Genomic DNA, 21,536 nt, shown 5'->3' on the forward strand with positions numbered 1-21,536 from the left:
GTTCGACTTCTTATTGCTAAGAAATCGTCTTGGTCACTTCACCAGACATTGAAAATCAAAAATTAATTTTGATGCTCGATGCTGTGAGTGCCCACACAGATTGCTTGATTCAAATTGTTAAAGAGCGTTGCGCTTGTCGCGCTGAGGAGGCGTATAATACGCTTCTCACTTCGAGAGTCAAGCGATTGTTTTCGCTTTTCTTTCGGCGCCCACTTCATTAAGAAGCTAGCTCATCAGTCCGGCGTGTTCCGCCGTGCTGGTAGGGGCGCATTATAGGGAGCCACGCCGGGATGACAAGGGCTTTTTGCAGAAATGCATTCGTTTGCTGAAAAAGCGAACTGAACACCCCAAAATAGCCTCTTGGCACCTCTTTTACGCCGCTTTTTTGCTCAACTCTTCGCTTTGTGCCCGGATATAGTTGACCCAGCTGGTTGCCTTCTGTTGCCAGTTATCCTGTTGCTGCAGCTCACGGGCCAGCTCCAGCGCCTGGGCATACTGCTCCTTATTAAGGTGTGCCTGCACCAGCAATGCTTTGGCGCGATTGCCTTGCTCGCCTTTTACCGACTTGATGGCAGCAAGCTGGGTCATGGCGGCATCTGTCTTGCCCTGTTGCAGCAGCAGTTCAGCGGCGCGCATGGCGGCTTTGGGCTGACCGTGCTGGTTTGCCAGTAATTGCCAGCTATCGACCGCTTGTGACCACTCCCGGGCACCTTCCCACAATTGGGCCAGCAGTTGGCGGTTTTCAGCACTTTGCTTCATCTGTCCCTTGGTCATGGCCGCTTCCAGCAAACGGGCACCACGATAAGGCAGCCCTTGCCAGGCATAGAGGCGGATCAGTTGATTGCGAGCTGACCCATCATCCATCACTTTTCTGTCGATGGCGGTCTGCAGCAATGCCAGCGCCTGATCGCCGCGCTTGGCGGAGAGGTTGAGCGATACCGCCTGTTGCCACCATTTGCTCTCTGTCGGCTCGTGACGGATCAGCTCGGCCGCCTGATCCGCTGCCACGCCATAACGTTGCTGAGCGGTGAGGGCGGAGAGACGAATAATGGCGGCCTGCTTCTGCCAACCCTTCTTCAACAACTGTTCGCTCTGGCTGGAGGCATCACCGTACTGCTTGTTGTGGTAATAGAGGCCGGCCAGACGCAGGCGCAACGCATCGTCTTGCTTGAGCGCCAGCGCCGCCTTGTAACTGGCGATGGCACCGGACCAGTTGGATTGCTGGGCCTGAATATCGCCGCGCAGTCGCAGCAGCTGAAGCTGTTGCTGCTCGGGCCACTCTTTATAGGCAAGGGCTTGTTCGACGTAACGGCTCGCCTGAGCAGTCTGTTGCAGATTGGCCGCCAGCGAGGCTTGCAGCTGGGCCAGCCAGGCACGCTCGGCATCGCTATTTGGCTTGAGACCGGACGCCTTGCTCTGGGCCTGTTGCCACTGGCCGGACTGATAGAGCTTCATCACGGGTTCAAGCTGGCGAGAGAAGTGAGGGCTAACCTCCATCGCCAGACAGGCTTGGCTGACCAGGGCCAGCAGACAGATCCAGATCCGCAACATTGTTATGACTCCAGTTTGAATTTGAGCGTGATGACCTGCACCAGCTTGTCGCTGGCGCCCGGCCTTGGCTGATAGCGCCACTTGTTGATCGCCTGAATGGCTGCCCGCTCGAACTGACGCTTGGGCTTGGCCTCAACGACCTCTACATCCTGTACTCGTCCTTCCGCATCTACGCTGAAGCGCAGGGTCACGGCGCCTTCGATCCCCGCCTGCTGGGCACGATAGGGGTAAACCGGCTCGATCCGTTGCAACGGCATCAGCATGTCACCAACGCCAATGCCAGTTCCCTGCTGCTGACCGTGGTAGTTGCCACTCAATACCGGTGCGGTACTGGTCGCCACACCGGGGGCATAGACCTGCACCGCGCTGAGGCTGGAAACCAGATCCAGACTCGGCTCAACGGCCGCCAAGGGAGCCGCGGCAGGCATCGGCAGCGGTGTCGAGGCCAATGCCGCGGGAGGCTCTGGCAGAGGTTCAGGCTCCTGCGGCACCGGACGCTCGCGCACCTGCACCTCGGTCACCTCGTTCTGCATATTGATGACGATGGGCTTCTGTTCGCTCGCCACCTTCTCGCCCCGGGGCGGTTCAACCAGCGTGGCCATAAACAGCAGGATGCCCAGACTGAGGGCAATCCCCAGCCCCAGGCTCATCAGCTTGTATTTCATTTCGGCGCCACCGCCACGGCGATATTGGCGATACCCGCCGCCTTGGCCTCATCCATCACCCGCACCACCTTGCCGTGGGGCACCCGCTCGTCGGCCTGGATCACCAGACTGGCATCGGGTTGCTCCGCCAGCAGACGGGCAATGGTGGCCTGCACCCGCTCCACATCGATCTGCTTGCGGTCGAGGAAGATCTGACCCTGAGCCCCGATCGCCAGCATGATGCTGGAAGATTTCTGCGCCTTGGCCTGACTGGCCTGAGGTCTGTGTACCTCAAGCCCGGCTTCGCGCACGAAGGAGGTGGTGACAATAAAGAAGATCAGCATGATGAACACGATATCCAGCATGGGGGTCATGTCGATCTGCACTTCGTCACGCTGGCGTTTGGATTGCCGTCTCATTGCATTACCTTCTCTTCTCGCAGGCCGTCCCGGGTCTTGGCCAGCGCACGCTTGGCCTGACTCTCGAGCCGACTGAGTAACAACACGCCGGAGAGCGCCACCACCATGCCTGCCATGGTGGGGATAGTGGCGCGGGAGATCCCGCCCGCCATGCTCTCCGGGTTAAAGCGGTTGGCCGCGGCCAACGCATCGAATACGCCGATCATGCCGGTCACAGTGCCCAGCAACCCCAGCATGGGACAGAGCACCACCAGGGTGCGGATGAAGATCAGATGACGGTTCAGTTCCAGCTCCGCCTGCGCCAGCCAGCGACTGCGGATCGCCCGGGCGTGCCAGCTATGGCGCTCGCCGCGAGCCTGCCAGCGGCCGAGCAGCTGTTGCTGCAAGGGGCCGAAACCCAGATTGAGGTAGAGCAGCCGCTCGATCATCAAAATCCACATCAGCACCAGCAGAGCCAGAATGACCCAGAGCACCGGGCCGCCACGGCCCATGAAGCTCTGCAGCTGCTGCCAGATGTCGAGCATCATGCTGCTCGCTCCATCCCGCCGTTATTGCGCTCGGCACGCTCGGCCAGAATGCCGGCCACCTGCTGCTCCAGCACATTGGAGAGCTCGGTGAAGCGGGACTGCAGTAGGCTGTGGGCCAGGATCAGCGGAATGGCCGCTACCAGACCCTGTACAGTGGTGACCAGCGCCATGGAGATGCCGCCCGCCATGATCTTGGGATCGCCGGTACCAAACTGGGTGATGGCCTGGAAGGTGCCGATCATCCCGGTCACTGTACCGAGCAGACCCAGCATGGGGGCGATGGCAGCGATCACCTTGACCATGCCGATGCCACGCTCCATGCGAGGGGTCTCCTGCAGGATCGCCTCATCAAGACGCAGCTCGAGGGTCTCCATGCTCAGCTCGGGGTGCTTGTCCGCCACCGTCAGCACCCGACCGAGGGCGTTGTCGGCATGATATTCGCCGCTCTTGAGCTGGCGACGCACTCGCGACAGTTCACGGGAGAGGCTCCACAGTCGTACCGCAGCAATGCCTAAACCGATGGCAGCCAGCAGCACGATAATGGCGCCAACCTGACCACCTTGTTGTACCTGCTGCCAGAAGGTGGGCGCCTGTGCCAGCATCGCCAGCAGAGTGCCATGAGCAGGATCCAGCGGCAGCGCTTCCCCTTCCTGACCCTGATACGCCGCGACTGCAGAGAGCACGCCGCCGGACAGACCTAGTACCGGGCTCAAACCTTCGGCGGTCGGCTGCAGGAAGCCGTCGCTCCCCAGCAGGGCAAAACTGCCAACCCGGGTCAGCGCCTGCTCGCTGGCAGCCCCCTGGGCATCGAGCACCTTGCCGTTGAACTGGGCAATCCGGCCAGATTCACGGATCTCTTGCAGCAGGGTGGCGGGCAGCAGGGCGAGGGCGGCGCGATCCGGCACCTGTTTATCCTGTGCCATGGCTTTCAGCGGGGCGAGACGCTCCGGGTACTGGCCCTCGACGGCGGATTCGCTCAGCAGCTTGACTGCATCGCTGGCACCCTGACGGGTGACCGCGAAGATCTCGTTCATGTCGCCGGAGGCTTGCTCCCACCGGGCGTTGAGCTCGACCAGCTGCTTCTCGTTGCTGGCGAACTTGCCGGCCAGCTCCTTGCTCAGGCGCTGGGCCTCGGCCAGTCTGGCGCGGGCAGTGCCGAGCTCCTTGGCAACGGTCGCCAAATCTTGCTGAGCCTGCTGTTCGCGAGCCTGTTCCTGCTGCTGCCACTCATCGGCGACAGCGGCGTTGACACCGCAGGAGAGGGCAATAAGGAGGGGGAACCACTTCATGGTGACTCTCATGATTGGGCCTCCTGACTGCGGCTGACAGAGAGGGGGACATTGAGCAACTGGGGAACTTTCTTGTCGGCGGCCACATCCATCGCCTCGGCGATGGGGGAGAGCCACTGGCTGTCGAGGGCTTGCCACTGCTTCGCCTCGGTAGACCAGCGCCATGCCTGACTGCGATCGGCGGTCATCGCCAACAGGGAGACACGACCCAGCGCCAGCACATCGACCCGACGCGGGGCACCATCCAGCTCCAGCTCGGCGGAATAGCTGTCCATCCGGCTGCCATATTCGGCCTCGATCTGATAGGCCTGCAGCAACTGACGGAATTTCTCAGCCTCGCTCACGTCCGCGCGGGCCAGCGTCGCGTTCAACTGTTCAACCCGCGCCAAGCGATCTTCCCGGCGCAGCGGGATGTCGTTTTGCACCAGCTGTTCCAATTCTGCCTGCATTTGCAGCATCAGCGGGATCAAGCCCTGACGGGTCTCTTGCACCGCTTCCAACTGCTGACTCAATTTGCCCAGCTCATTTTGCTGATCGGCCACCAGAGATTGCATGTAGCGGTTGTAGGCGTCGAGGTCGCGCAGTTGCAGCTGGGCATTTTGCAGCTCCAGTCGTGCGGCAACGGCGGCATCGGCGGCTTTTTCCACCCGCTGCTGGGAGGCTTTCCCGGCAGCTATGCTGTTGTTAAGAGCGGGAGCAACCAGCTCATCCCCGATGGCAGCAAAGTGGACTAACAGTGGCAGCAGAGCCACACCCCATAAATTGTTCATTGAAACGCATCTTATTAATGATAACTATTATCATTATCTCAAATGCAGCGCAGACTGGCAACGAGAGGATTTCCTTGGCCTTTATGCACAAAAACAGGATAATTTTTAAGCAGGCACGGAATAAGTGGCGCCAATAGCCACCACACAAATATAAATAACGAGAAAAATCTTTTCGATCAGTGTGATAGAGATCGAAAAAGGAGAAAGTAATGCTCAACGATGCGATCTGGGAACATATAGACAAGTTCACCAAGGCAACTAAAACCAGCGATATCCAACAGCTGCTGGAAGGCTTCAGTCATCAAATGGGCTTTGATTACTTTCGTCTGCTGATTATTTTTCCCATCAGCATGCAGAAATCCCATGTAGCGCTGTTCAATAACTGCCCGGTGGCTTGGTTTGACGCCTACAGCGAGAATCAGTATCTGACTCAGGATCCAGTGGTCTATCTGGGGCTGAAACAGACCCAGCCGATCTTCTGGAACAAGCTCGACTGCGACTCACCCTGGCTACCCAGCGCCAGCCGCGACGTGATGAATCTGGCGGCCGATTTCGGAGTGCGCAATGGCGTCTCCTTTCCGCTGCACACCCCGCAGGGGGAGCACGGCATCCTGTCATTCATCACCAAGGACAAATCCAACTCCGACCTGATGTTTGAAAATGTCCCGCTGCTGTCGTTTTGCGCCAGCTACATCTTCAACTCCGCGCTGCAACTGATCAAAAGCAGACCGGATATGATGAAATACCTGACCGAACTGTCGGATCGGGAGAAGGAGTGCCTGTTCTGGGCCAGTGAGGGCAAGACCTCCTGGGAGATCGCCACCATCCTCGGTATCAGTGAGCGGACGGTCAACTTTCACCTGACCCAGGTGACCAACAAGACCGACTCGAAAAACCGCAGTCAGGCCATCGCCAAAGGGATCACCAGCGGCATCATAGTGCCCTCCCTCGACGAGGTAACCATCACCAACCTGCGGCTGTCGTAACCCTCAGCCGAAACAAAAAGAGCCGCAATTGCGGCTCTTTTTCATTTCAGAAAGTTACTTATCAGATAGTGACTTACTCAACGGTCACCGATTTTGCCAGATTGCGCGGCTGGTCGACGTCAGTCCCCTTGATCAGGGCAACGTGGTAGGAGAGCAGCTGCAGCGGCACGGTATAGACGATGGGGGCGATCACCTCTTCCACATGGTTGAGGTTCATGACCCGCATGGTCTCGTCGCTCTTGAAGCCGGTATCGGCATCGGCGAACACGTAGAGGATACCGCCACGGGCGCGCACCTCTTCCACGTTGGACTTGAGCTTCTCCAGCAGATCGTTGTTCGGCGCCACCACAATGATGGGCATCTCGGCATCGATCAGCGCCAGCGGGCCGTGCTTCAGCTCGCCAGCCGCGTAAGCTTCGGCGTGGATATAGGAGATCTCTTTGAGCTTGAGCGCCCCCTCCATGGCGATGGGGTACTGGCTGCCACGGCCGAGGAACAGGCTGTGCTGCTTGTCGGCAAACTCTTCGGCCAGGGTTTCGATATCCTTGGCCAGCGCCAGGCTCTCTTTAATACGCAATGGCAGGGCTTGCAGTGCCTTGACCAGCTCGGCTTCGGCAGCCGCACTCAGGTGACCACGGCAGTGACCGACCGAGGCCACCAGCATCAGCAGGCCAGCCAGCTGGGTGGTGAACGCCTTGGTGGAGGCTACGCCGATTTCGGCACCGGCACGGGTCATAAAGGCCAGATCCGATTCACGCACCAGCGAGGAGCCCGGCACGTTGCAGATGGCCAGCGAGCTCATGTAACCGGACTCCTTGGCCAGACGCAGTGCCGCCAGAGTATCGGCGGTCTCGCCACTCTGGGAAAGAGTCACCAGCAGGCTGTTGGGACGCACCACGGATTTGCGGTAGCGGAACTCGGAGGCGATCTCCACATCGCAGGAGACGCCAGCGATCTCTTCGAACCAGTAGCGGGCCACCATGCCGGAGTTGTAAGAGGTACCACAGGCGACGATCTGCACGTGCTCGACCTTGTCGAAGATGGCGCGGGCACCGTTGCCGAAGGATTCGACCACCACGTGATCGCTGCCCAGACGCCCTTCCAGGGTATTGGTGATCGCCTTGGGCTGCTCATAGATCTCTTTGAGCATGTAGTGGCGGTATTCGCCCTTGTCACCAGCATCGTGGGAGAGCTCGGACTCCTGCTCTTCGCGCACCACGGCGTTGCCGTTGGTATCGAAGATGTGTACATCGCGACGGGTCACCTCGGCCACATCACCCTCTTCCAGGAAGATGAAACGGCGGGTCACCGGCAGCAGCGCCATCTGATCGGAGGCGATAAAGTTCTCGCCGATGCCACGGCCAATCACCAGCGGTGAACCGGAGCGGGCAACCACAACGCGGCTGTCGTCGCGGCTGTCCATCACGACTGTACCGTAGGCACCGCGCAGCTGCTTCACCGCAATCTGCATGGCCACCAGCAGGCTGGGGGCGCTCTTCAGCTCGTGATGCACCAGGTGGGCAATCACCTCGGTGTCGGTGTCGGAGCTGAACACATAACCCAACCCTTGCAGCTCGGCCCGCAGCTCTTCGTGGTTCTCGATGATGCCGTTGTGCACCACCACGATATGGTCGGAGACGTGGGGGTGGGCGTTGCGCTCGGAGGGTTCGCCATGGGTCGCCCAGCGGGTATGGGCAATACCGGTGCCACCGTGGACGGACTGCTCGTCGAGCGCCTTGGCCAGCTCGGCCACCTTGCCCAGACGGCGAACCCGCTGCAGCGGCTGGTTGGCGCTGAACACCGCCACACCGGCGGAGTCATAACCGCGGTACTCCAGACGGCGCAGGCCCTCTACCAGAATTTCAGCCACATCACGTTGGGCTACAGCCCCGACGATGCCACACATACACTTCTCCTTGAGATGCAAAAACGTTGATTCGGTTATGTTCCGTGCTCTGTATCAGCAGGTAAGCGGGGCACAGATAAGCTGGATGCCCTGAGCCTGAATATGTTCTCTGGCTTCGCTGGCCAAACCATCATCGGTGATGACGGTCTGAATGCTGGACCAGGGCAGTTCGAGATTGGGGATCTTGCGGCCGATCTTTTCCGACTCGACCATCACAATCACCTCCCGCGACACCTCGGCCATCACCCGCGACAGGCCCACCAGCTCGTTAAAGGTAGTGGTGCCACGCTCCGGGTCGATGCCATCGGCACCGATAAAGAGCTGGTCGAAGTCGTAAGATCGCAGCACCTGTTCCGCCACCTGACCCTGAAAGGATTCGGAGTGAGGGTCCCAAGTGCCACCGGTCATTAACAGGGTAGGCTCATTTTCCAGCTCGCGCAGGGCACCGGCCACATTGAGGGAGTTGGTCATCACGATGAGGCCGCGCTTGTTGCCCAGCATGGGGATCATGGCGCTGGTAGTGCTGCCGCTGTCGATGATGATGCGATTGTGATCGCGGATCCGCTCGGCTGCAGCTCGGGTAATGGCTAACTTTCGGTTCGAAACTTGTTCGGGATTGGCCTCGACCACCATCTCGCTCGGCAGAGGGACCGCGCCACCGTAACGGCGCAGCAGCAGGCCGCCGGTCTCCAGTACCGCCAAATCTTTACGGATGGTCACTTCAGAGGTAGCAAAGTGTTTGGCGAGGGCGTCGACACTCACTTCACCCTGCTCTTGTACCAGGGTCACTATGGTGTGGCGGCGTTGTTGAGTATTACGTTTGGTCATTTTTAAGTTTCGATTCGAAAGAGCATCGAAATATTAGCCTCTTTTTCGGAAAAATAAAACAGCAAATAGGATCCGATTTGGTTCGATGCCAGAATGGGGGGCCAATTTGCGACGAGGATGCCATGCAAAAGAGAGTCATCTGGCTGGTGGAGGATGAGGCCAGCATCGCCGACACCCTGATTTACGCCCTGCAAACCGACGGGTTTGAGGTGGAGTGGTTCATGCTGGGCCAACAACTGCTGACACGACTGGAACAGACGCGACCCGACTTCCTGATCCTCGATGTGGGGCTGCCCGACATCAGCGGCTTCGAACTATGCAAGCAGGTGAGGGCGCTGACCGATATTCCCCTGATGTTCCTCACCGCCCGCAGCGAGGAGATAGACCGGCTGATCGGGCTGGAGATAGGGGCCGATGACTATGTGGCCAAACCCTTCTCGCCACGGGAAGTGTGTGCCCGGGTGCGGGTCATCCTGCGCCGCAGCCAACCCGTCGCCCCCCAACCCAGCGCCCTGCTGGTGCTGGATGAGGAGCGGGCCCGCATCCATTTTCGCGGCCAGCCACTGGCCCTCACCCGTTACGAATATCTGCTGCTCAAGACCCTGATGCAGGCACCGGGGCGGGTCTACTCCCGCCAGCAGCTGATGGATCTGGTGTGGCAGGATGCGGAGGAGAGTCTGGATCGCACCGTCGATACTCATATCAAGACCATCCGCGCCAAGCTGCGCGAGCATGATCCCGAGGCCAATCTGATCCTCACCCATCGTGGACTGGGCTACAGCCTGGAGCTGGCATGAGACTCGGGCTGCAACTGCTGTGCGGCCTGCTGCTGATCTTCGCGCTGGCCGCCTGGTTCGTGCTGGAGATCTTCGTCGAGGAGATCAAACCCGGGGTGCGCAGCGCCACCGAGGATACTCTTGTCGACATGACCCAGCTGCTGGCGCCGCTGGCGCTGGATGATCTGCAAGAGGGCAATATGATGAACGGGCGGTTGGCCAGCGCCTTCGCCCGCCTCAACCAGAATCCCATCAATGCGATGATCGATGGCCATCTCAAGCAGCAAGCGGAGTACCGCATCTATGTCACTGACCGGCAGGGCATGGTGATTTACGACTCCGACGGCACGGATCTGGGCAAGGATTACTCGCGCTGGAACGATGTCTACCGCACCCTGCGCGGCCAGTATGGCGCCCGCAGCACCCGCACCGATCCCGACGATGCCGCCAGTTCGACCATGTATGTGGCGGCGCCGCTGCGGGAAGGGGCCCAAATCATCGGCTCCCTCACCGTCGCCAAGCCCAACCGCACCCTGATGCCCGCCATCGAGCGGGGGGAGCAGGAGCTGCTGCGGGCCGGTGGCCAGATGCTGCTCATCTCGCTGCTGATCGGCAGCCTGCTGGTGTGGTGGCTAAACCGATCTATCGGCAAGCTGGTGCACTACGCCGACTCGGTCAGCAAGGGGGAGGCGGCACCGCTGCCACGGCTACACACCGTCGAGCTGGATCGGCTCGGCCGCTCGCTGGAGACCATGCGCCACCAGCTTGATGGCAAAAGCTACATCGAGGACTACGTCCACAGCCTGACCCACGAGCTGAAGAGCCCGCTCGCCGCCATTCGCGGGGCAGGGGAGATTTTGGCCGAAACGCCGCCCCCCGAGGTCGCCAAACGGTTTATCGGCAACATCAATCTGGAAACCGCCCGCATGCAGCAGCTGATCGAGCGAATGCTGCAACTGGCACGACTGGAGTCGGGGCAGGGGTTGGATCGCCAGTCGGTGGAACCGGCAAAACTGGGCAAGCGCACCCTCGATGCTCGCCAGATCATCGCCCAGCGCCGCCAGGTCGAGTTGGTGGCCGAACTGGCCAGCGCGCCAAAACAGAAGTGGGATCCGCTGCTGGTGGAGCAGGCCATCGGCAACCTGCTGGACAACGCCATCGACTTCTCTCCCGCCAACGGGCAGGTCACCCTGAGCGGCAGCCTGCAAGAAGAGGGTTACTGTTTTCGGGTCACCGACAGCGGCCCCGGTATTCCCGACTACGCCTTGCCACGGATCTTCGAGCGCTTCTACTCGTTGCCGCGCCCGGACAAGGGCAAGAGCAGCGGTCTGGGGCTCAGTTTTGCCCATGAAGTGGCCCACCAGCATGGTGGCCGCCTGACCCTGAGCAACCGGCCGGAAGGGGGCGCGCTGGCGGAACTCTGGCTGCCGTTCACCTAGTCACCTCCCCGCAACTTCACATTCCCCACACAAAGCGGCGTTAAACTGCCGCCTTATCTTATTGATTAGCCTCATCCATTTGCTCAAGGAAATGCTATGTCCCGCCTGCTTCTCTCCAGCCTGCTGGCCACCGGTCTGCTCGTAGCCCTGCCAGCCTCCGCCGCTCGCAGCTGCTTTCTCTATGCTGACGGCAACGGCCAGACCCTCTCCAGCGAAGGGGATTGCTCCAGCCAGCTGCCGCCCGCGTCCACCTTCAAGATCCCGTTGGCGCTGATGGGTTACGACAGCGGTTTTCTGGTGGATGAAGAACATCCGGCACTGCCTTACAAACCGAGCTATGACGGCTGGCTGCCCGCCTGGCGTGAAACCACCACCCCGCGCCGCTGGGAAACCTACTCGGTGGTCTGGTTCTCCCAACAGATCACCGAATGGCTGGGGATGGAGCGCTTCCAGCAATACGTCGACCGTTTCGACTACGGCAACCGGGATCTTTCCGGCAATCCGGGCAAGCATGACGGCCTGACCCAGGCCTGGCTCAGCTCCAGCCTCGCCATCAGCCCGGAGGAGCAGGCCCGCTTCCTCGGCAAGATGCTCAGTGGCAAGCTGCCGGTCTCGGCGCAAACCCTGCAGTACACCGCCAATATCCTCAAGGTGAACGAGATCGACGGCTGGCAGATCCACGGCAAGACCGGCATGGGCTACCCGAAGAAGCTGGATGGCAGCCTCAACCGCGATCAGCAGATCGGCTGGTTCGTCGGCTGGGCCAGCAAACCGGGCAAGCAGCTGATCTTCGTCCATACCGTGGTGCAGAAACCCGGCAAGCAGTTCGCCTCCCTCAAGGCGAAAGAAGAGGTGCTGGCCGCCTTGCCCGGAAAATTGAAAACCCTGTAATTCCCCCAGAAACCGGCGCAATGCCGGTTTTTTTATCCCCCTTCACCACCACTTCACACAAGCCCATCACCCCTTCACGTCGCGCAGACAAACTCGCTCCATCCAACAAGGAGACGTGTCATGGTCAAACAGATATTCACCCACAAGATCTTTCTGCTGCTGTTGCTCAGCCTGCTGTTGATGGTACCAGTGCAATCCATCATGGAGCTGAACCGGGAGCGTCAGGCTTACCGCAGTCAGGCCATTCACAGCATCATGGCCAGCAGCAGCGGCCCGCAACGGCTGATGGGGCCGATCATAGTGCAGCCCTATACCCGCTCGGTGACGGTCGAGCAGGAGGGCAAGCGCTTCGTCCGTCAGGAGCAGATCTACCGCTACCTACTGCCGGAGCAGCTGGATATCAAGGCCAACATGGAGGTGACCCCGCGCAAGCTGGGCATCTATCAGGCGCAGGTCTACCAGACCCGGCTCACCCTCTCGGGCCGCCTGCCCACCCGACAGAGTCTGCTGGATAACGCGACCTCACCGCTTGATGAAGCGGCCGAGCTGGTGGCGGCTAAACCCTACCTCAGTCTGGTGCTCTCCGATGCCCGCGGTATCAACAGCGTCCCCGAGCTGCAGCTCGGCACACAGCGGATCCCGTTTGCCCCCGGCGCCCGCCTTGGTGACGCACTGGCGGGTATCCATGCCCCGCTCGACAGCCTGCCCCAACAGGATGGCACCTTTCATCTGGAGCTCAATCTGCAGGGGATGAACGCCCTCGACATAGTACCGCTGGGTAAGGAGAGCACCCTGCTGCTGGCGGGCAACTGGCCCCATCCCAACTTTATCGGCGACTTTCTGCCGGGCAGTCGTACCCTGAGCTCGCAAGGGTTTGAGGCCAACTGGCAAACCAGCTGGTTCGCCAGCGACATGGAGACTCGCTTTAACCGGATGATGAACGGGGGCGATAGCAATCTCTCCACCTTCAGCGTCAGTCTGGTGCAGCCGGTGGATCACTATCAGCTCAACGAGCGGGCGGCCAAATATGCCCTGCTGTTTATCGGCCTCACCTTTATCAGCTTCTTCATGTTCGAGCTGCTCAAGGGGCTGCGGGTCCACCCGATCCAGTACGCGCTGGTGGGCATGGGGCTGGCCATCTTCTATCTGGTGCTGCTGGCGCTGACCGAACACCTCGGCTTTGGCTGGGCCTATCTGGTGGCCGCGCTGGCCAGCGTGCTACTCAACGGCTTCTATCTGAGCCATGTGTTGGGCGGCCCGAAACAGGGGATCGGCTTCGCGGCGCTGCTCGGGCTGGTCTATGCCATCCTCTACAGCCTGCTGCAGGCCGAAGAGATCGCCTTGCTGCTCGGCGCCCTGCTGCTGTTCGCCACCCTGGCGCTGATCATGATGCTGACCCGCAAGCTCGACTGGTATCAGGTGATGGACTACAGCGCCCCCACCACCACATGGGCGGCCCCCCAACCATCGAGCAGTGACACCAGCCATCAGCTATAAGCCAAAAGCCAAAAAAAAACCGGCGCCATCAGGCGCCGGTTCTATTTTATTGATCGGGCATCACTTCTTCTTGACCGGGCGAGCCCAGTTTTTGATGTGACGCTGAGGCACCCGGGTGATCACCAGCTCGTTCTCGGCTACATCCTTGGTGATAGTGGAACCCGCCCCCAGGGTCGCGCCCTTGCCAATACGTACCGGCGCCACCAGCTGGGTATCGGAACCCACGAACACATCATCCTCGATGATGGTCTGGAACTTGTTCACGCCGTCGTAGTTGCAGGTGATGGTACCGGCACCAATATTCACTTTGGCACCCACCTCGGCATCCCCCAGATAGGTGAGGTGACCACACTTGGAACCAACCCCCAGCCGGGATTTCTTCATCTCGACAAAGTTACCGACGTGGGCATCCTGCTCCAGCACGGCGCCCGGACGCAGACGGGCAAACGGGCCGACCGAGCACTGATCGGCAATCTGGGCACCTTCGATGACAGAGTAGGGCTTCACCTCGGTGTGATCGCCAATGACGCAATCCTTCAGCACGGCACCGGCACCGATACGCACATGATTGCCCAAGACGACCTTGCCTTCGATGATGACGTTGACGTCGATCACCACCTCTTCACCGATCTCAAGAGTACCGCGCAGATCGAAGCGAGCCGGATCGATCAGGGTGACACCGGCGATCATCAGCTTCTCAGCCTGCATCTGCTGGTAGCTGCGCTCAAGGGCAGCCAGCTGCACCCGGTTGTTGGCCCCTTCCACCTCGGCAGCATGATCCGGATGTACCGCTGCAATCGGGCAGCCATCGCCGTGCGCCATGGCGATCACGTCGGTCAGATAGAACTCGCCCTGAGCATTCTTGTTGTCCAGACGCGACAGCCAGCTGCGCAGCTGACCGCCGTTGGCCACCAGCACGCCGGTGTTCACTTCGCGGATAGTCAGTTGCTCGGCGTTGGCATCTTTCTGTTCGACGATACCGACCACCTGACCGTTTTCACGGACGATGCGGCCATAGCCGGTGGGGTTGTCCAGCACCACAGTCAGCAGCGCCATGCCATCGCTTGCCTTGGCAGCCAGCAGTCGTTGCAGGGTCTCTGGCTGGATCAGCGGGGTATCGCCGTAGAGCACCAGCACGTCGTCTTCATCCTTCCAGAACGGGATGGCCTGGGCGACGGCGTGACCGGTACCCAGCTGCTGCGCCTGCAGCACCCAGTTCACGTCGGCGGCTACGATCCGCTCTTGCAGCAGCTCGGCACCGTGGCCATAAACCAGATGCAGCTGCTCGGCACCGACCTGACGGGCGGTATCGATCACATGGGAAACCATGGGTTTGTTGGCTACCGGGTGCAGCACCTTGGGCAGAACGGAACGCATACGGGTACCTTTACCCGCAGCCAGGATCACGACGTTGAGGGACATAAATTGGCCTTTGGAACATGAGAAATACTCGGCGGAGTCTATCGAACGGGTAAAAAAAAAGCGACCCGAAGGTCGCTTTTTACATCACCGTTATTAGCGGTAATTCTTTTTGACGATATCGATAACCCGCAATTGGGCCATCGCCTTGGCCAGCTCGGTGGCGGCCTGGGCGTAGTCGATATCACCATGGGAGCTGTGGATCCGCTCTTCGGCTGCGCGCTTGGCTTCCTGGGCTTTCGCCTCATCCAAGTCGTCAGCACGAATCGCGGTGTCCGCCAGCACGGTCACGGATTCAGGTTGTACTTCCAGCATACCGCCGGAGATGTACAGCACCTCTTCAGTTCCGTTCTGCTTCACCAAGCGGACCAGGCCCGGCTTGATGGCAGTCAGCAACGGAGCATGACCGTGGCGGAGACCCAACTCACCTTCGGAGCCTGATACCTGAGCAGTTTGCACGCGACCGGAAAACAGTTTTCCTTCGGCGCTCACCACATCCAGGTGAAAGGAGATCATCTCTGCCATGGGCCCTCCTGTCGAGGCTTACAGTTTCTTGGATTTCTCGACGACTTCGTCGATACCGCCAACCATGTAGAACGCCTGCTCGGGCAGATCGTCATACTCGCCTTTCAGGATGCCCTGGAAACCACGGATGGTCTCTTTCAGCGGCACGTATTTACCCGGAGAACCGGTAAACACTTCTGCTACGAAGAACGGCTGGGACAGGAAACGCTCGATCTTACGGGCACGGGCTACGGTCAGTTTGTCTTCTTCTGACAGTTCATCCATACCCAGGATGGCGATGATGTCCTTCAGCTCTTTGTAGCGCTGCAGTACGGTTTGAACGCCACGAGCGGTCTCGTAGTGCTCTTTGCCAACTACCAGCGGATCCAGCTGACGAGAGGTAGAGTCCAGCGGGTCAACGGCCGGGTAGATACCCAGTGCCGCGATCTGACGGGACAGTACAACTGTCGCATCCAGGTGGGCGAAGGTGGTCGCCGGAGACGGGTCAGTCAAGTCATCCGCAGGAACGTAAACGGCCTGAACGGAGGTGATGGAACCGGTCTTGGTGGAGGTGATACGTTCTTGCAGAACACCCATCTCCTCGGCCAAAGTCGGCTGGTAACCTACTGCGGAAGGCATACGGCCCAGCAGTGCGGATACTTCAGTACCGGCCAGGGTGTAACGGTAGATGTTGTCCACGAAGAACAGCACGTCACGACCTTCGTCACGGAACTTCTCGGCCATGGTCAGGCCGGTCAGCGCCACGCGCAGACGGTTTCCGGGCGGCTCGTTCATCTGACCGTAAACCAGAGATACTTTGTCCAGTACGTTGGACTCCATCATCTCGTGGTAGAAGTCGTTACCCTCACGGGTACGCTCACCGACACCGGCGAATACAGAGTAACCACTGTGTTCGATCGCGATGTTACGGATCAGCTCCATCATGTTTACGGTTTTGCCTACACCGGCACCACCGAACAGACCCACTTTACCACCCTTGGCGAACGGGCATACCAGGTCGATAACCTTGATGCCGGTCTCCAGCAGATCGTTGCTGTTGGACTGATCTTCGTAGCTGGGAGCAGCGCGGTGGATAGACCAACGCTCTTCTTCACCGATCGGACCTTTTTCGTCGATTGGCTCGCCCAGTACGTTCATGATCCGACCCAGAGTCGATACACCGACCGGCACCTGGATGGATTTACCGCTATTCATTACTTCCAACCCACGACGCAGACCGTCGGAGGAGCCCATAGTGATGCAACGAACGACGCCGCCACCGATCTGCTGCTGAACTTCCAGCACCAGACCCTGACCTTGACCTTCGCTGACGACTGTCACTGCATCGTACACCTGGGGCACGGCATTCTGCGGGAACTCGATGTCCACCACAGCGCCGATGATTTGGACGATGAAACCGTTACTCATGTCAAATCCTCTAAACCTTTGATAACCCTTGCCTTACACCGCAGCAGCACCGGATACGATCTCTGTAAGTTCCTGGGTAATACTGGCCTGACGGGCCTTGTTGTACACCAGTTGCAGATCGTTAATCAGGTTGCCGGCGTTGTCAGTCGCGGCTTGCATGGCAACCATTCGGGCTGCCTGTTCACTTGCCAAGTTTTCCACTACCCCCTGGTACACCTGGGACTCGACGTAGCGAATCAGCAGGGTATCCAGCAGTTGCTTGGGATCCGGCTCATAGAGGTAATCCCAGTGGTGTTTCTTGGCGAGCTTGCTGTCTTCAGTTATGGGCAAAGGCAGCAGTTGATCGACTCGTGGTTGCTGCACCATGGTGTTGACGAACTTGTTGTACACCAGATACAGCTTGTCAATCTCACCGTTGTCGTAAGCCTTCAGCATGACCTTGACTGAACCAATCAGGTCATTGACGCTCGGGTTATCGCCCAGTCCTGCGACATGAGCTTTCACCTTGGCGCCGTGCCGTTCAAAGAAGTTGGAGGCCTTGTTACCGATCAATGCCAGGTCAACCTTGGCACCTTTCGCGCTCCATTGCTTCATATCATTGAGGGCAGCCTTGAACAGGTTAATGTTCAGACCACCACACAGGCCACGGTCGGTGGAGACGACGATGTAACCCACTCGCTTGACCTCACGTTCGATGAGGTAGGGATGCTTGTATTCCAAGTTCCCCTGAGCGATATGGCCGATCACCTTGCGCATGGTTTCAGCGTACGGACGGCTGGCAGACATGCGTTCCTGCGCACGGCGCATTTTGCTTGCTGCCACCATTTCCATAGCGCCGGTGATCTTCTGAGTGTTTTTCACACTCCCGATCTTGTTACGTATCTCTTTTGCGCCGGCCATCTCTTACTCTCCATCAGGTGGCAGCTCGCGCTGCCACACACGCTTACCAGGTCTGGGTTGCCTTGAAGTCATCCAGCAACGCAGTCAGCTTGCCAACGATCGCGTCGTTGTAATCGGCCTTGGCATTGATTTCAGCCATCAGCGAACCATGCTGGGTATTGGCGTAAGAGAGCAGAGCGGCTTCGAAGTCGACAATCTTGTTCAGCTCGACATCGGAGAGATAGCCTTTCTCGGCGGCGAACAGCACCAGCGACTGCTGGGCAACGCTCATCGGAGAGTACTGCTTCTGCTTCATCAGCTCGGTCACTTTCACACCGTGATCCAGCTGCTTGCGAGTCGCCTCGTCCAGATCGGAAGAGAACTGGGCGAATGCCGCCAGTTCACGATACTGGGCCAATGCGGTACGGATACCACCGGACAGCTTCTTGACGATCTTGGTCTGAGCAGCACCACCTACACGGGATACGGAGATACCCGGGTCAACCGCCGGACGAATACCGGAGTTGAACAGCTGTGAAGTCAGGAAGATCTGACCATCGGTGATGGAGATCACGTTGGTCGGAACGAACGCAGATACGTCACCAGCCTGGGTTTCGATGATTGGCAGGGCGGTCAGAGAACCGGTCTGGCCTTTCACGGCACCATTGGTGAACTTTTCTACATACTCGGCGTTAACGCGAGCAGCACGCTCCAGCAGACGGGAGTGCAGATAGAAAACGTCGCCCGGGTAAGCTTCACGTCCTGGCGGACGGCGCAGCAGCAGGGAGATTTGGCGATAAGCTACGGCCTGTTTGGACAGGTCATCATAGATGATCAGCGCGTCTTCACCGCGGTCACGGAAGTACTCACCCATGGAGCAACCGGCATACGGAGCCAGGTACTGCAGGGCAGCCGCTTCGGAGGCAGAGGCAACCACCACTATGGTGTTAGCCAGGGCACCGTGCTCTTCCAGCTTGCGCACCACGTTGGCGATGGTGGAGGCCTTCTGGCCAATCGCAACGTAGACACACTTAATGCCGGAATCTTTCTGGTTGATGATGGTGTCGATCGCGATGGCGGTCTTACCAACCTGACGGTCACCGATGATCAGCTCACGCTGGCCACGACCAATCGGGATCATGGCATCGATGGCTTTCAGGCCGGTCTGGACCGGCTGGTCAACAGACTTACGCTCGATAACGCCCGGTGCGATCACTTCGATCGGCGAGAAGCCGTCGTTGTCGATCGGACCTTTACCGTCGATCGGCTGACCCAGGGTGTTCAACACCCGGCCCAACAGACCACGACCTACCGGCACTTCCAGAATACGGCCAGTACCTTTTACTTTCATTCCTTCTGACAGACCGTCATAGGAACCCATGATCACCGCACCGACGGAGTCACGCTCCAGGTTCAATGCCAGAGCGAAGCGGTTGCCCGGCAGCTCGATCATCTCACCCTGCATGGCATCGGCCAGGCCGTGAATACGAATGATACCGTCGCTCACAGAGACGATAGTACCTTCGTTACGCGCTTCGCTTTTGACATCAAACTGCGCAATGCGCTGCTTGATCAGCTCGGCGATTTCAGTGGAATTCAGTTGCATGCTCTAATACCCCAATCAAGATTGCAGCGCGTCAGCCATGCGATCCAGCTTACCGCGGACTGTGCCGTCGATTACCAGATCACCGGCCTTGATGAGCACCCCGGCCATCAAGGACGCATCCATGCTGCAATTCAGCTTCACTTTGCGCGCGAGACGTTGTTCCAGAGAAGCCTGAATATTGGCTTTCTGCTGGTCGGTCAGTTCGATCGCCGAAATCACGTCAGCCTGAACTTCTTTATCCAGTTCAGCCTTGAACGCTAAAAATTCAGCAACGACCGCCGGCAGCACACCCAAGCGACCATTCTCGGCCATCACCCTGATCAGGTTCTGGCCATGCTCGTCGAGTTGCTCACCGCAGATACCGACAAACAGCGTTGCCAGTTCTTCGGCAGCCACAGAGCCGTTTACCAGGTTGTGCATGGTTTCGTTTTCCGCTACTTGCGCAGCGAAACCGAGCATACCCAGCCACTGGTCAACCGCCTTGTGCTCAACGGCAAACTCGAAAGCAGCCTTGGCGTAGGGGCGAGCGATTGTAGTCAGTTCAGACATAGCCCCGTTCCCGTTACAGTTCTGCTACCAGTTTGTCGACGATGTCGCTGTTGGCAGCCTGGTCGATTTGACGCGCCAGGATCTTCTCTGCACCAGCAATGGCAAGAGCAGCAACCTGCTTACGCAGTTCTTCTTTGGCACGATGACGTTCAGCTTCGATCTCGGCACGGCCCTGAGCCAGGATTTTTTCCCGCTCAGTCTGAGCACCTACGGCAGCTTCATCAATGATCTGGGCTTTACGTTTGTTAGCCTGTTCAATGATTTCAGCAGCCTGCAGCTTGGCTTCTTTCAGCTGATCGGTGGCGTTGGCCTTGGCCAAATCCAGATCTTTCTTGGCACGTTCGGCAGAAGAGAGACCGTCAGCAATAGCTTTCTGACGGGTTTCGATGGCAGCAATCAACGGCGGCCATACGTACTTCATGCAAAACACAACGAAGAAGAAAAAAGCAATTGCTTGGCCGAGGAGGGTGGCGTTGATATTCACAGCCGATGTCCTCTTAAGTTAGTTAATGGGTTATGCCTGGATGAGTCGCAACGACTTAGCCAGCAACCGCAAACATCACGTACAGACCCAGACCAACGGCGATCATCGGGATCGCATCCACCAGACCCATTACGATGAAGAACTGGGTACGCAGAACCGGTATCAGGTCAGGTTGACGCGCAGCACCTTCCAGGAACTTACCACCCAGGATACCGATACCGATGGAAGCACCGATAGCAGCCAGACCCATCATCATTGCCGCAGCGATGTACAGCAGGTCCATGTTCAAGTTTTCCATGAGGATCTCCAGTTATTTAGATGTAATTGATTGTATAAAAAGGATTATTTGAGTTGCATCAATTATGGTCTTCCTGCGCCATCGACAGATAGACGATGGTCAGAACCATGAAAATGAATGCCTGCAAAGTGATGATCAGGATGTGGAAAATTGCCCAAGGCACGGACAGGATCCACTGTGACCACCAGGGTAACAAACCCGCAATCAGGATAAAGATCAGTTCGCCAGCATACATGTTGCCGAACAGTCGAAGACCCAGAGAAACAGGTTTGGAAATCAGCGTAACAGTTTCCAGGATGAAGTTAACCGGGATGGCAGCCGGGTGGTTGAAAGGCTGAAGCGTCAGCTCCTTCACAAACCCACTGATACCCTTGACCTTGATGCTGTAGTACAGGATCAAGAAGAACACGCCCAAAGCCATGGACATGGTGATGTTAACGTCAGCGGAGGGAACCACACGCAGATAGGGGACACCCATCAATTGTGCAGCGTGAGGGATAAAGTCAACGGGGATCAGATCCATGAAGTTCATCAGGAAGATCCACACAAACACTGTCAGTCCCAAAGGTGCGATGACCTTGTTGCGACCGTGAAAGATGTCTTTGACGTTACCATTCACAAACTCGACCAGCATCTCCACAAAGCACTGCAGCTTACCTGGTACACCACTGGTAGCATTGACTGCTACACGGCGGAACAACAGGATAAACAGGGCGCCTAGCACGACGGAAAATATCATTGAGTCGATATTGACCGTCCAGAACCCGGACCCGACTTGAAGGTGGGTCAGGTGGTGGGAGATATATCCCTGAGGAGTCAGGACTTCTCCGGTTGCAGACATGAGTT

22 protein-coding genes are annotated in these 21,536 nt (G+C 58.5%); 5 read left to right on the plus strand and 17 right to left on the minus strand.

The window, feature by feature from the left end; all coding sequences use genetic code 11:
- Positions 1 to 372 precede the first annotated feature (372 nt).
- From BN4575_RS17355 to BN4575_RS17380, 6 genes are read right to left on the minus strand one after another with little or no spacing between them, the layout of a single operon-like run.
- Positions 373 to 1,551 carry a hypothetical protein gene (locus BN4575_RS17355; protein ID WP_068979143.1) on the minus strand — a complete coding sequence of 393 codons (1,179 nt, stop codon included), beginning with the start codon at positions 1,549 to 1,551 and terminating at the stop codon, positions 373 to 375.
- A gap of 2 nt (positions 1,552 to 1,553) precedes the next feature.
- On the minus strand, positions 1,554 to 2,216 hold the full coding sequence (locus BN4575_RS17360; protein ID WP_068979144.1) for an energy transducer TonB: 663 nt from the start codon (positions 2,214 to 2,216) through the stop codon (positions 1,554 to 1,556).
- A complete protein-coding gene (locus tag BN4575_RS17365; RefSeq protein WP_005339369.1) occupies positions 2,213 to 2,614 on the minus strand; it encodes an ExbD/TolR family protein in 402 nt (133 codons plus the stop codon). The genes BN4575_RS17360 and BN4575_RS17365 overlap by 4 nt, the downstream gene beginning before the upstream one ends.
- Positions 2,611 to 3,141 carry a MotA/TolQ/ExbB proton channel family protein gene (locus BN4575_RS17370; RefSeq protein ID WP_042022002.1) on the minus strand — a complete coding sequence of 177 codons (531 nt, stop codon included), beginning with the start codon at positions 3,139 to 3,141 and terminating at the stop codon, positions 2,611 to 2,613. The genes BN4575_RS17365 and BN4575_RS17370 overlap by 4 nt, the downstream gene beginning before the upstream one ends.
- Positions 3,138 to 4,442 carry a MotA/TolQ/ExbB proton channel family protein gene (locus BN4575_RS17375; RefSeq protein WP_068979145.1) on the minus strand — a complete coding sequence of 435 codons (1,305 nt, stop codon included), beginning with the start codon at positions 4,440 to 4,442 and terminating at the stop codon, positions 3,138 to 3,140. The genes BN4575_RS17370 and BN4575_RS17375 overlap by 4 nt, the downstream gene beginning before the upstream one ends.
- On the minus strand, positions 4,439 to 5,200 hold the full coding sequence (locus tag BN4575_RS17380; RefSeq protein WP_068979146.1) for a DUF3450 domain-containing protein: 762 nt from the start codon (positions 5,198 to 5,200) through the stop codon (positions 4,439 to 4,441). The genes BN4575_RS17375 and BN4575_RS17380 overlap by 4 nt, the downstream gene beginning before the upstream one ends.
- Before the next feature lie 209 nt (positions 5,201 to 5,409).
- Between BN4575_RS17380 and BN4575_RS17385 the strand changes: the two genes are divergently transcribed.
- The gene (locus BN4575_RS17385) at positions 5,410 to 6,186 is read left to right on the plus strand and encodes a helix-turn-helix transcriptional regulator (RefSeq protein ID WP_042021995.1); all 777 of its coding nucleotides are present in this window, start codon (positions 5,410 to 5,412) and stop codon (positions 6,184 to 6,186) included.
- A gap of 73 nt (positions 6,187 to 6,259) precedes the next feature.
- Here the strand turns inward: BN4575_RS17385 and glmS are convergent, their stop codons facing one another.
- Both glmS and BN4575_RS17395 read right to left on the minus strand, forming a co-directional pair.
- Positions 6,260 to 8,092 (minus strand): glutamine--fructose-6-phosphate transaminase (isomerizing), encoded by a 1,833-nt coding sequence (gene glmS, locus BN4575_RS17390; protein WP_068979147.1) that lies wholly within the window; start codon positions 8,090 to 8,092, stop codon positions 6,260 to 6,262.
- A gap of 54 nt (positions 8,093 to 8,146) precedes the next feature.
- Complete coding sequence (locus tag BN4575_RS17395; RefSeq protein WP_068979148.1) at positions 8,147 to 8,920, minus strand: DeoR/GlpR family DNA-binding transcription regulator; 774 nt, start codon at positions 8,918 to 8,920, stop codon at positions 8,147 to 8,149.
- Positions 8,921 to 9,042: 122 nt separating this feature from the next.
- On the opposite strand from BN4575_RS17395, the gene blrA reads away from it, so the two are divergent.
- The 4 genes from blrA (at position 9,043) to creD (ending at position 13,523) form a co-directional block, all read left to right on the plus strand.
- Positions 9,043 to 9,717 carry a beta-lactam response regulator transcription factor BlrA gene (blrA, locus tag BN4575_RS17400; protein WP_033138557.1) on the plus strand — a complete coding sequence of 225 codons (675 nt, stop codon included), beginning with the start codon at positions 9,043 to 9,045 and terminating at the stop codon, positions 9,715 to 9,717.
- Complete coding sequence (blrB, locus tag BN4575_RS17405; RefSeq protein WP_068979149.1) at positions 9,714 to 11,135, plus strand: beta-lactam sensor histidine kinase BlrB; 1,422 nt, start codon at positions 9,714 to 9,716, stop codon at positions 11,133 to 11,135. Before blrA ends, blrB begins: the two co-directional genes overlap by 4 nt.
- 96 nt (positions 11,136 to 11,231) lie before the next feature.
- On the plus strand, positions 11,232 to 12,026 hold the full coding sequence (blaOXA, locus tag BN4575_RS17410; protein WP_068979150.1) for an OXA-12 family class D beta-lactamase: 795 nt from the start codon (positions 11,232 to 11,234) through the stop codon (positions 12,024 to 12,026).
- A 120-nt stretch (positions 12,027 to 12,146) separates the two neighbouring features.
- Positions 12,147 to 13,523, plus strand: coding sequence for a cell envelope integrity protein CreD (gene creD / locus BN4575_RS17415; protein WP_068979151.1), 1,377 nt, complete (start codon positions 12,147 to 12,149; stop codon positions 13,521 to 13,523).
- Positions 13,524 to 13,583: 60 nt separating this feature from the next.
- Here the strand turns inward: creD and glmU are convergent, their stop codons facing one another.
- From glmU to atpB, 9 genes are all read right to left on the minus strand, one after another.
- Positions 13,584 to 14,945 carry a bifunctional UDP-N-acetylglucosamine diphosphorylase/glucosamine-1-phosphate N-acetyltransferase GlmU gene (glmU, locus tag BN4575_RS17420; RefSeq protein ID WP_068979152.1) on the minus strand — a complete coding sequence of 454 codons (1,362 nt, stop codon included), beginning with the start codon at positions 14,943 to 14,945 and terminating at the stop codon, positions 13,584 to 13,586.
- Between the two features lie 93 nt (positions 14,946 to 15,038).
- Entirely contained in the window at positions 15,039 to 15,467 is a 429-nt protein-coding gene (locus tag BN4575_RS17425; protein WP_005342354.1) for a F0F1 ATP synthase subunit epsilon, read from the minus strand.
- Positions 15,468 to 15,485: 18 nt separating this feature from the next.
- Positions 15,486 to 16,874 carry a F0F1 ATP synthase subunit beta gene (gene atpD, locus BN4575_RS17430; protein WP_042022945.1) on the minus strand — a complete coding sequence of 463 codons (1,389 nt, stop codon included), beginning with the start codon at positions 16,872 to 16,874 and terminating at the stop codon, positions 15,486 to 15,488.
- A gap of 33 nt (positions 16,875 to 16,907) precedes the next feature.
- On the minus strand, positions 16,908 to 17,774 hold the full coding sequence (gene atpG, locus BN4575_RS17435) for a F0F1 ATP synthase subunit gamma (RefSeq protein ID WP_042022946.1): 867 nt from the start codon (positions 17,772 to 17,774) through the stop codon (positions 16,908 to 16,910).
- A gap of 43 nt (positions 17,775 to 17,817) precedes the next feature.
- A complete protein-coding gene (gene atpA / locus BN4575_RS17440; RefSeq protein WP_042022947.1) occupies positions 17,818 to 19,359 on the minus strand; it encodes a F0F1 ATP synthase subunit alpha in 1,542 nt (513 codons plus the stop codon).
- 15 nt (positions 19,360 to 19,374) lie between these two features.
- On the minus strand, positions 19,375 to 19,908 hold the full coding sequence (gene atpH, locus BN4575_RS17445) for a F0F1 ATP synthase subunit delta (RefSeq protein ID WP_042022948.1): 534 nt from the start codon (positions 19,906 to 19,908) through the stop codon (positions 19,375 to 19,377).
- A 13-nt stretch (positions 19,909 to 19,921) separates the two neighbouring features.
- Positions 19,922 to 20,392: a F0F1 ATP synthase subunit B gene (gene atpF / locus BN4575_RS17450; protein WP_042022949.1), complete on the minus strand. Its 471-nt coding sequence runs from the start codon at positions 20,390 to 20,392 to the stop codon at positions 19,922 to 19,924.
- Positions 20,393 to 20,447: 55 nt separating this feature from the next.
- Positions 20,448 to 20,690: a F0F1 ATP synthase subunit C gene (gene atpE / locus BN4575_RS17455; protein ID WP_005307205.1), complete on the minus strand. Its 243-nt coding sequence runs from the start codon at positions 20,688 to 20,690 to the stop codon at positions 20,448 to 20,450.
- Positions 20,691 to 20,748: 58 nt separating this feature from the next.
- On the minus strand, positions 20,749 to 21,531 hold the full coding sequence (atpB, locus tag BN4575_RS17460) for a F0F1 ATP synthase subunit A (RefSeq protein WP_042022950.1): 783 nt from the start codon (positions 21,529 to 21,531) through the stop codon (positions 20,749 to 20,751).
- Between the last annotated feature and the right edge of the window lie 5 nt (positions 21,532 to 21,536).

The sequence above is a fragment of the Aeromonas sp. EERV15 genome (assembly GCF_900079845.1).
Classification (GTDB): domain Bacteria; phylum Pseudomonadota; class Gammaproteobacteria; order Enterobacterales; family Aeromonadaceae; genus Aeromonas; species Aeromonas sobria.

Coding starts and splice junctions, on each gene's coding strand:
- BN4575_RS17385 (WP_042021995.1), top strand. CDS start 5,410: ATGCTCAACGATGCGATCTGGGAACATATAGACAAGTTCACCAAGGCA.
- glmU (WP_068979152.1), bottom strand. CDS start 14,945: ATGTCCCTCAACGTCGTGATCCTGGCTGCGGGTAAAGGTACCCGTATG.
- atpE (WP_005307205.1), bottom strand. CDS start 20,690: ATGGAAAACTTGAACATGGACCTGCTGTACATCGCTGCGGCAATGATG.
- BN4575_RS17395 (WP_068979148.1), bottom strand. CDS start 8,920: ATGACCAAACGTAATACTCAACAACGCCGCCACACCATAGTGACCCTG.
- BN4575_RS17380 (WP_068979146.1), bottom strand. CDS start 5,200: ATGAACAATTTATGGGGTGTGGCTCTGCTGCCACTGTTAGTCCACTTT.
- atpD (WP_042022945.1), bottom strand. CDS start 16,874: ATGAGTAACGGTTTCATCGTCCAAATCATCGGCGCTGTGGTGGACATC.
- glmS (WP_068979147.1), bottom strand. CDS start 8,092: ATGTGTGGCATCGTCGGGGCTGTAGCCCAACGTGATGTGGCTGAAATT.
- atpB (WP_042022950.1), bottom strand. CDS start 21,531: ATGTCTGCAACCGGAGAAGTCCTGACTCCTCAGGGATATATCTCCCAC.
- atpA (WP_042022947.1), bottom strand. CDS start 19,359: ATGCAACTGAATTCCACTGAAATCGCCGAGCTGATCAAGCAGCGCATT.
- BN4575_RS17365 (WP_005339369.1), bottom strand. CDS start 2,614: ATGAGACGGCAATCCAAACGCCAGCGTGACGAAGTGCAGATCGACATG.
- blaOXA (WP_068979150.1), top strand. CDS start 11,232: ATGTCCCGCCTGCTTCTCTCCAGCCTGCTGGCCACCGGTCTGCTCGTA.
- blrA (WP_033138557.1), top strand. CDS start 9,043: ATGCAAAAGAGAGTCATCTGGCTGGTGGAGGATGAGGCCAGCATCGCC.
- atpG (WP_042022946.1), bottom strand. CDS start 17,774: ATGGCCGGCGCAAAAGAGATACGTAACAAGATCGGGAGTGTGAAAAAC.
- BN4575_RS17355 (WP_068979143.1), bottom strand. CDS start 1,551: ATGTTGCGGATCTGGATCTGTCTGCTGGCCCTGGTCAGCCAAGCCTGT.
- BN4575_RS17375 (WP_068979145.1), bottom strand. CDS start 4,442: ATGAGAGTCACCATGAAGTGGTTCCCCCTCCTTATTGCCCTCTCCTGC.
- BN4575_RS17370 (WP_042022002.1), bottom strand. CDS start 3,141: ATGATGCTCGACATCTGGCAGCAGCTGCAGAGCTTCATGGGCCGTGGC.
- atpH (WP_042022948.1), bottom strand. CDS start 19,908: ATGTCTGAACTGACTACAATCGCTCGCCCCTACGCCAAGGCTGCTTTC.
- blrB (WP_068979149.1), top strand. CDS start 9,714: ATGAGACTCGGGCTGCAACTGCTGTGCGGCCTGCTGCTGATCTTCGCG.
- BN4575_RS17425 (WP_005342354.1), bottom strand. CDS start 15,467: ATGGCAGAGATGATCTCCTTTCACCTGGATGTGGTGAGCGCCGAAGGA.
- BN4575_RS17360 (WP_068979144.1), bottom strand. CDS start 2,216: ATGAAATACAAGCTGATGAGCCTGGGGCTGGGGATTGCCCTCAGTCTG.
- creD (WP_068979151.1), top strand. CDS start 12,147: ATGGTCAAACAGATATTCACCCACAAGATCTTTCTGCTGCTGTTGCTC.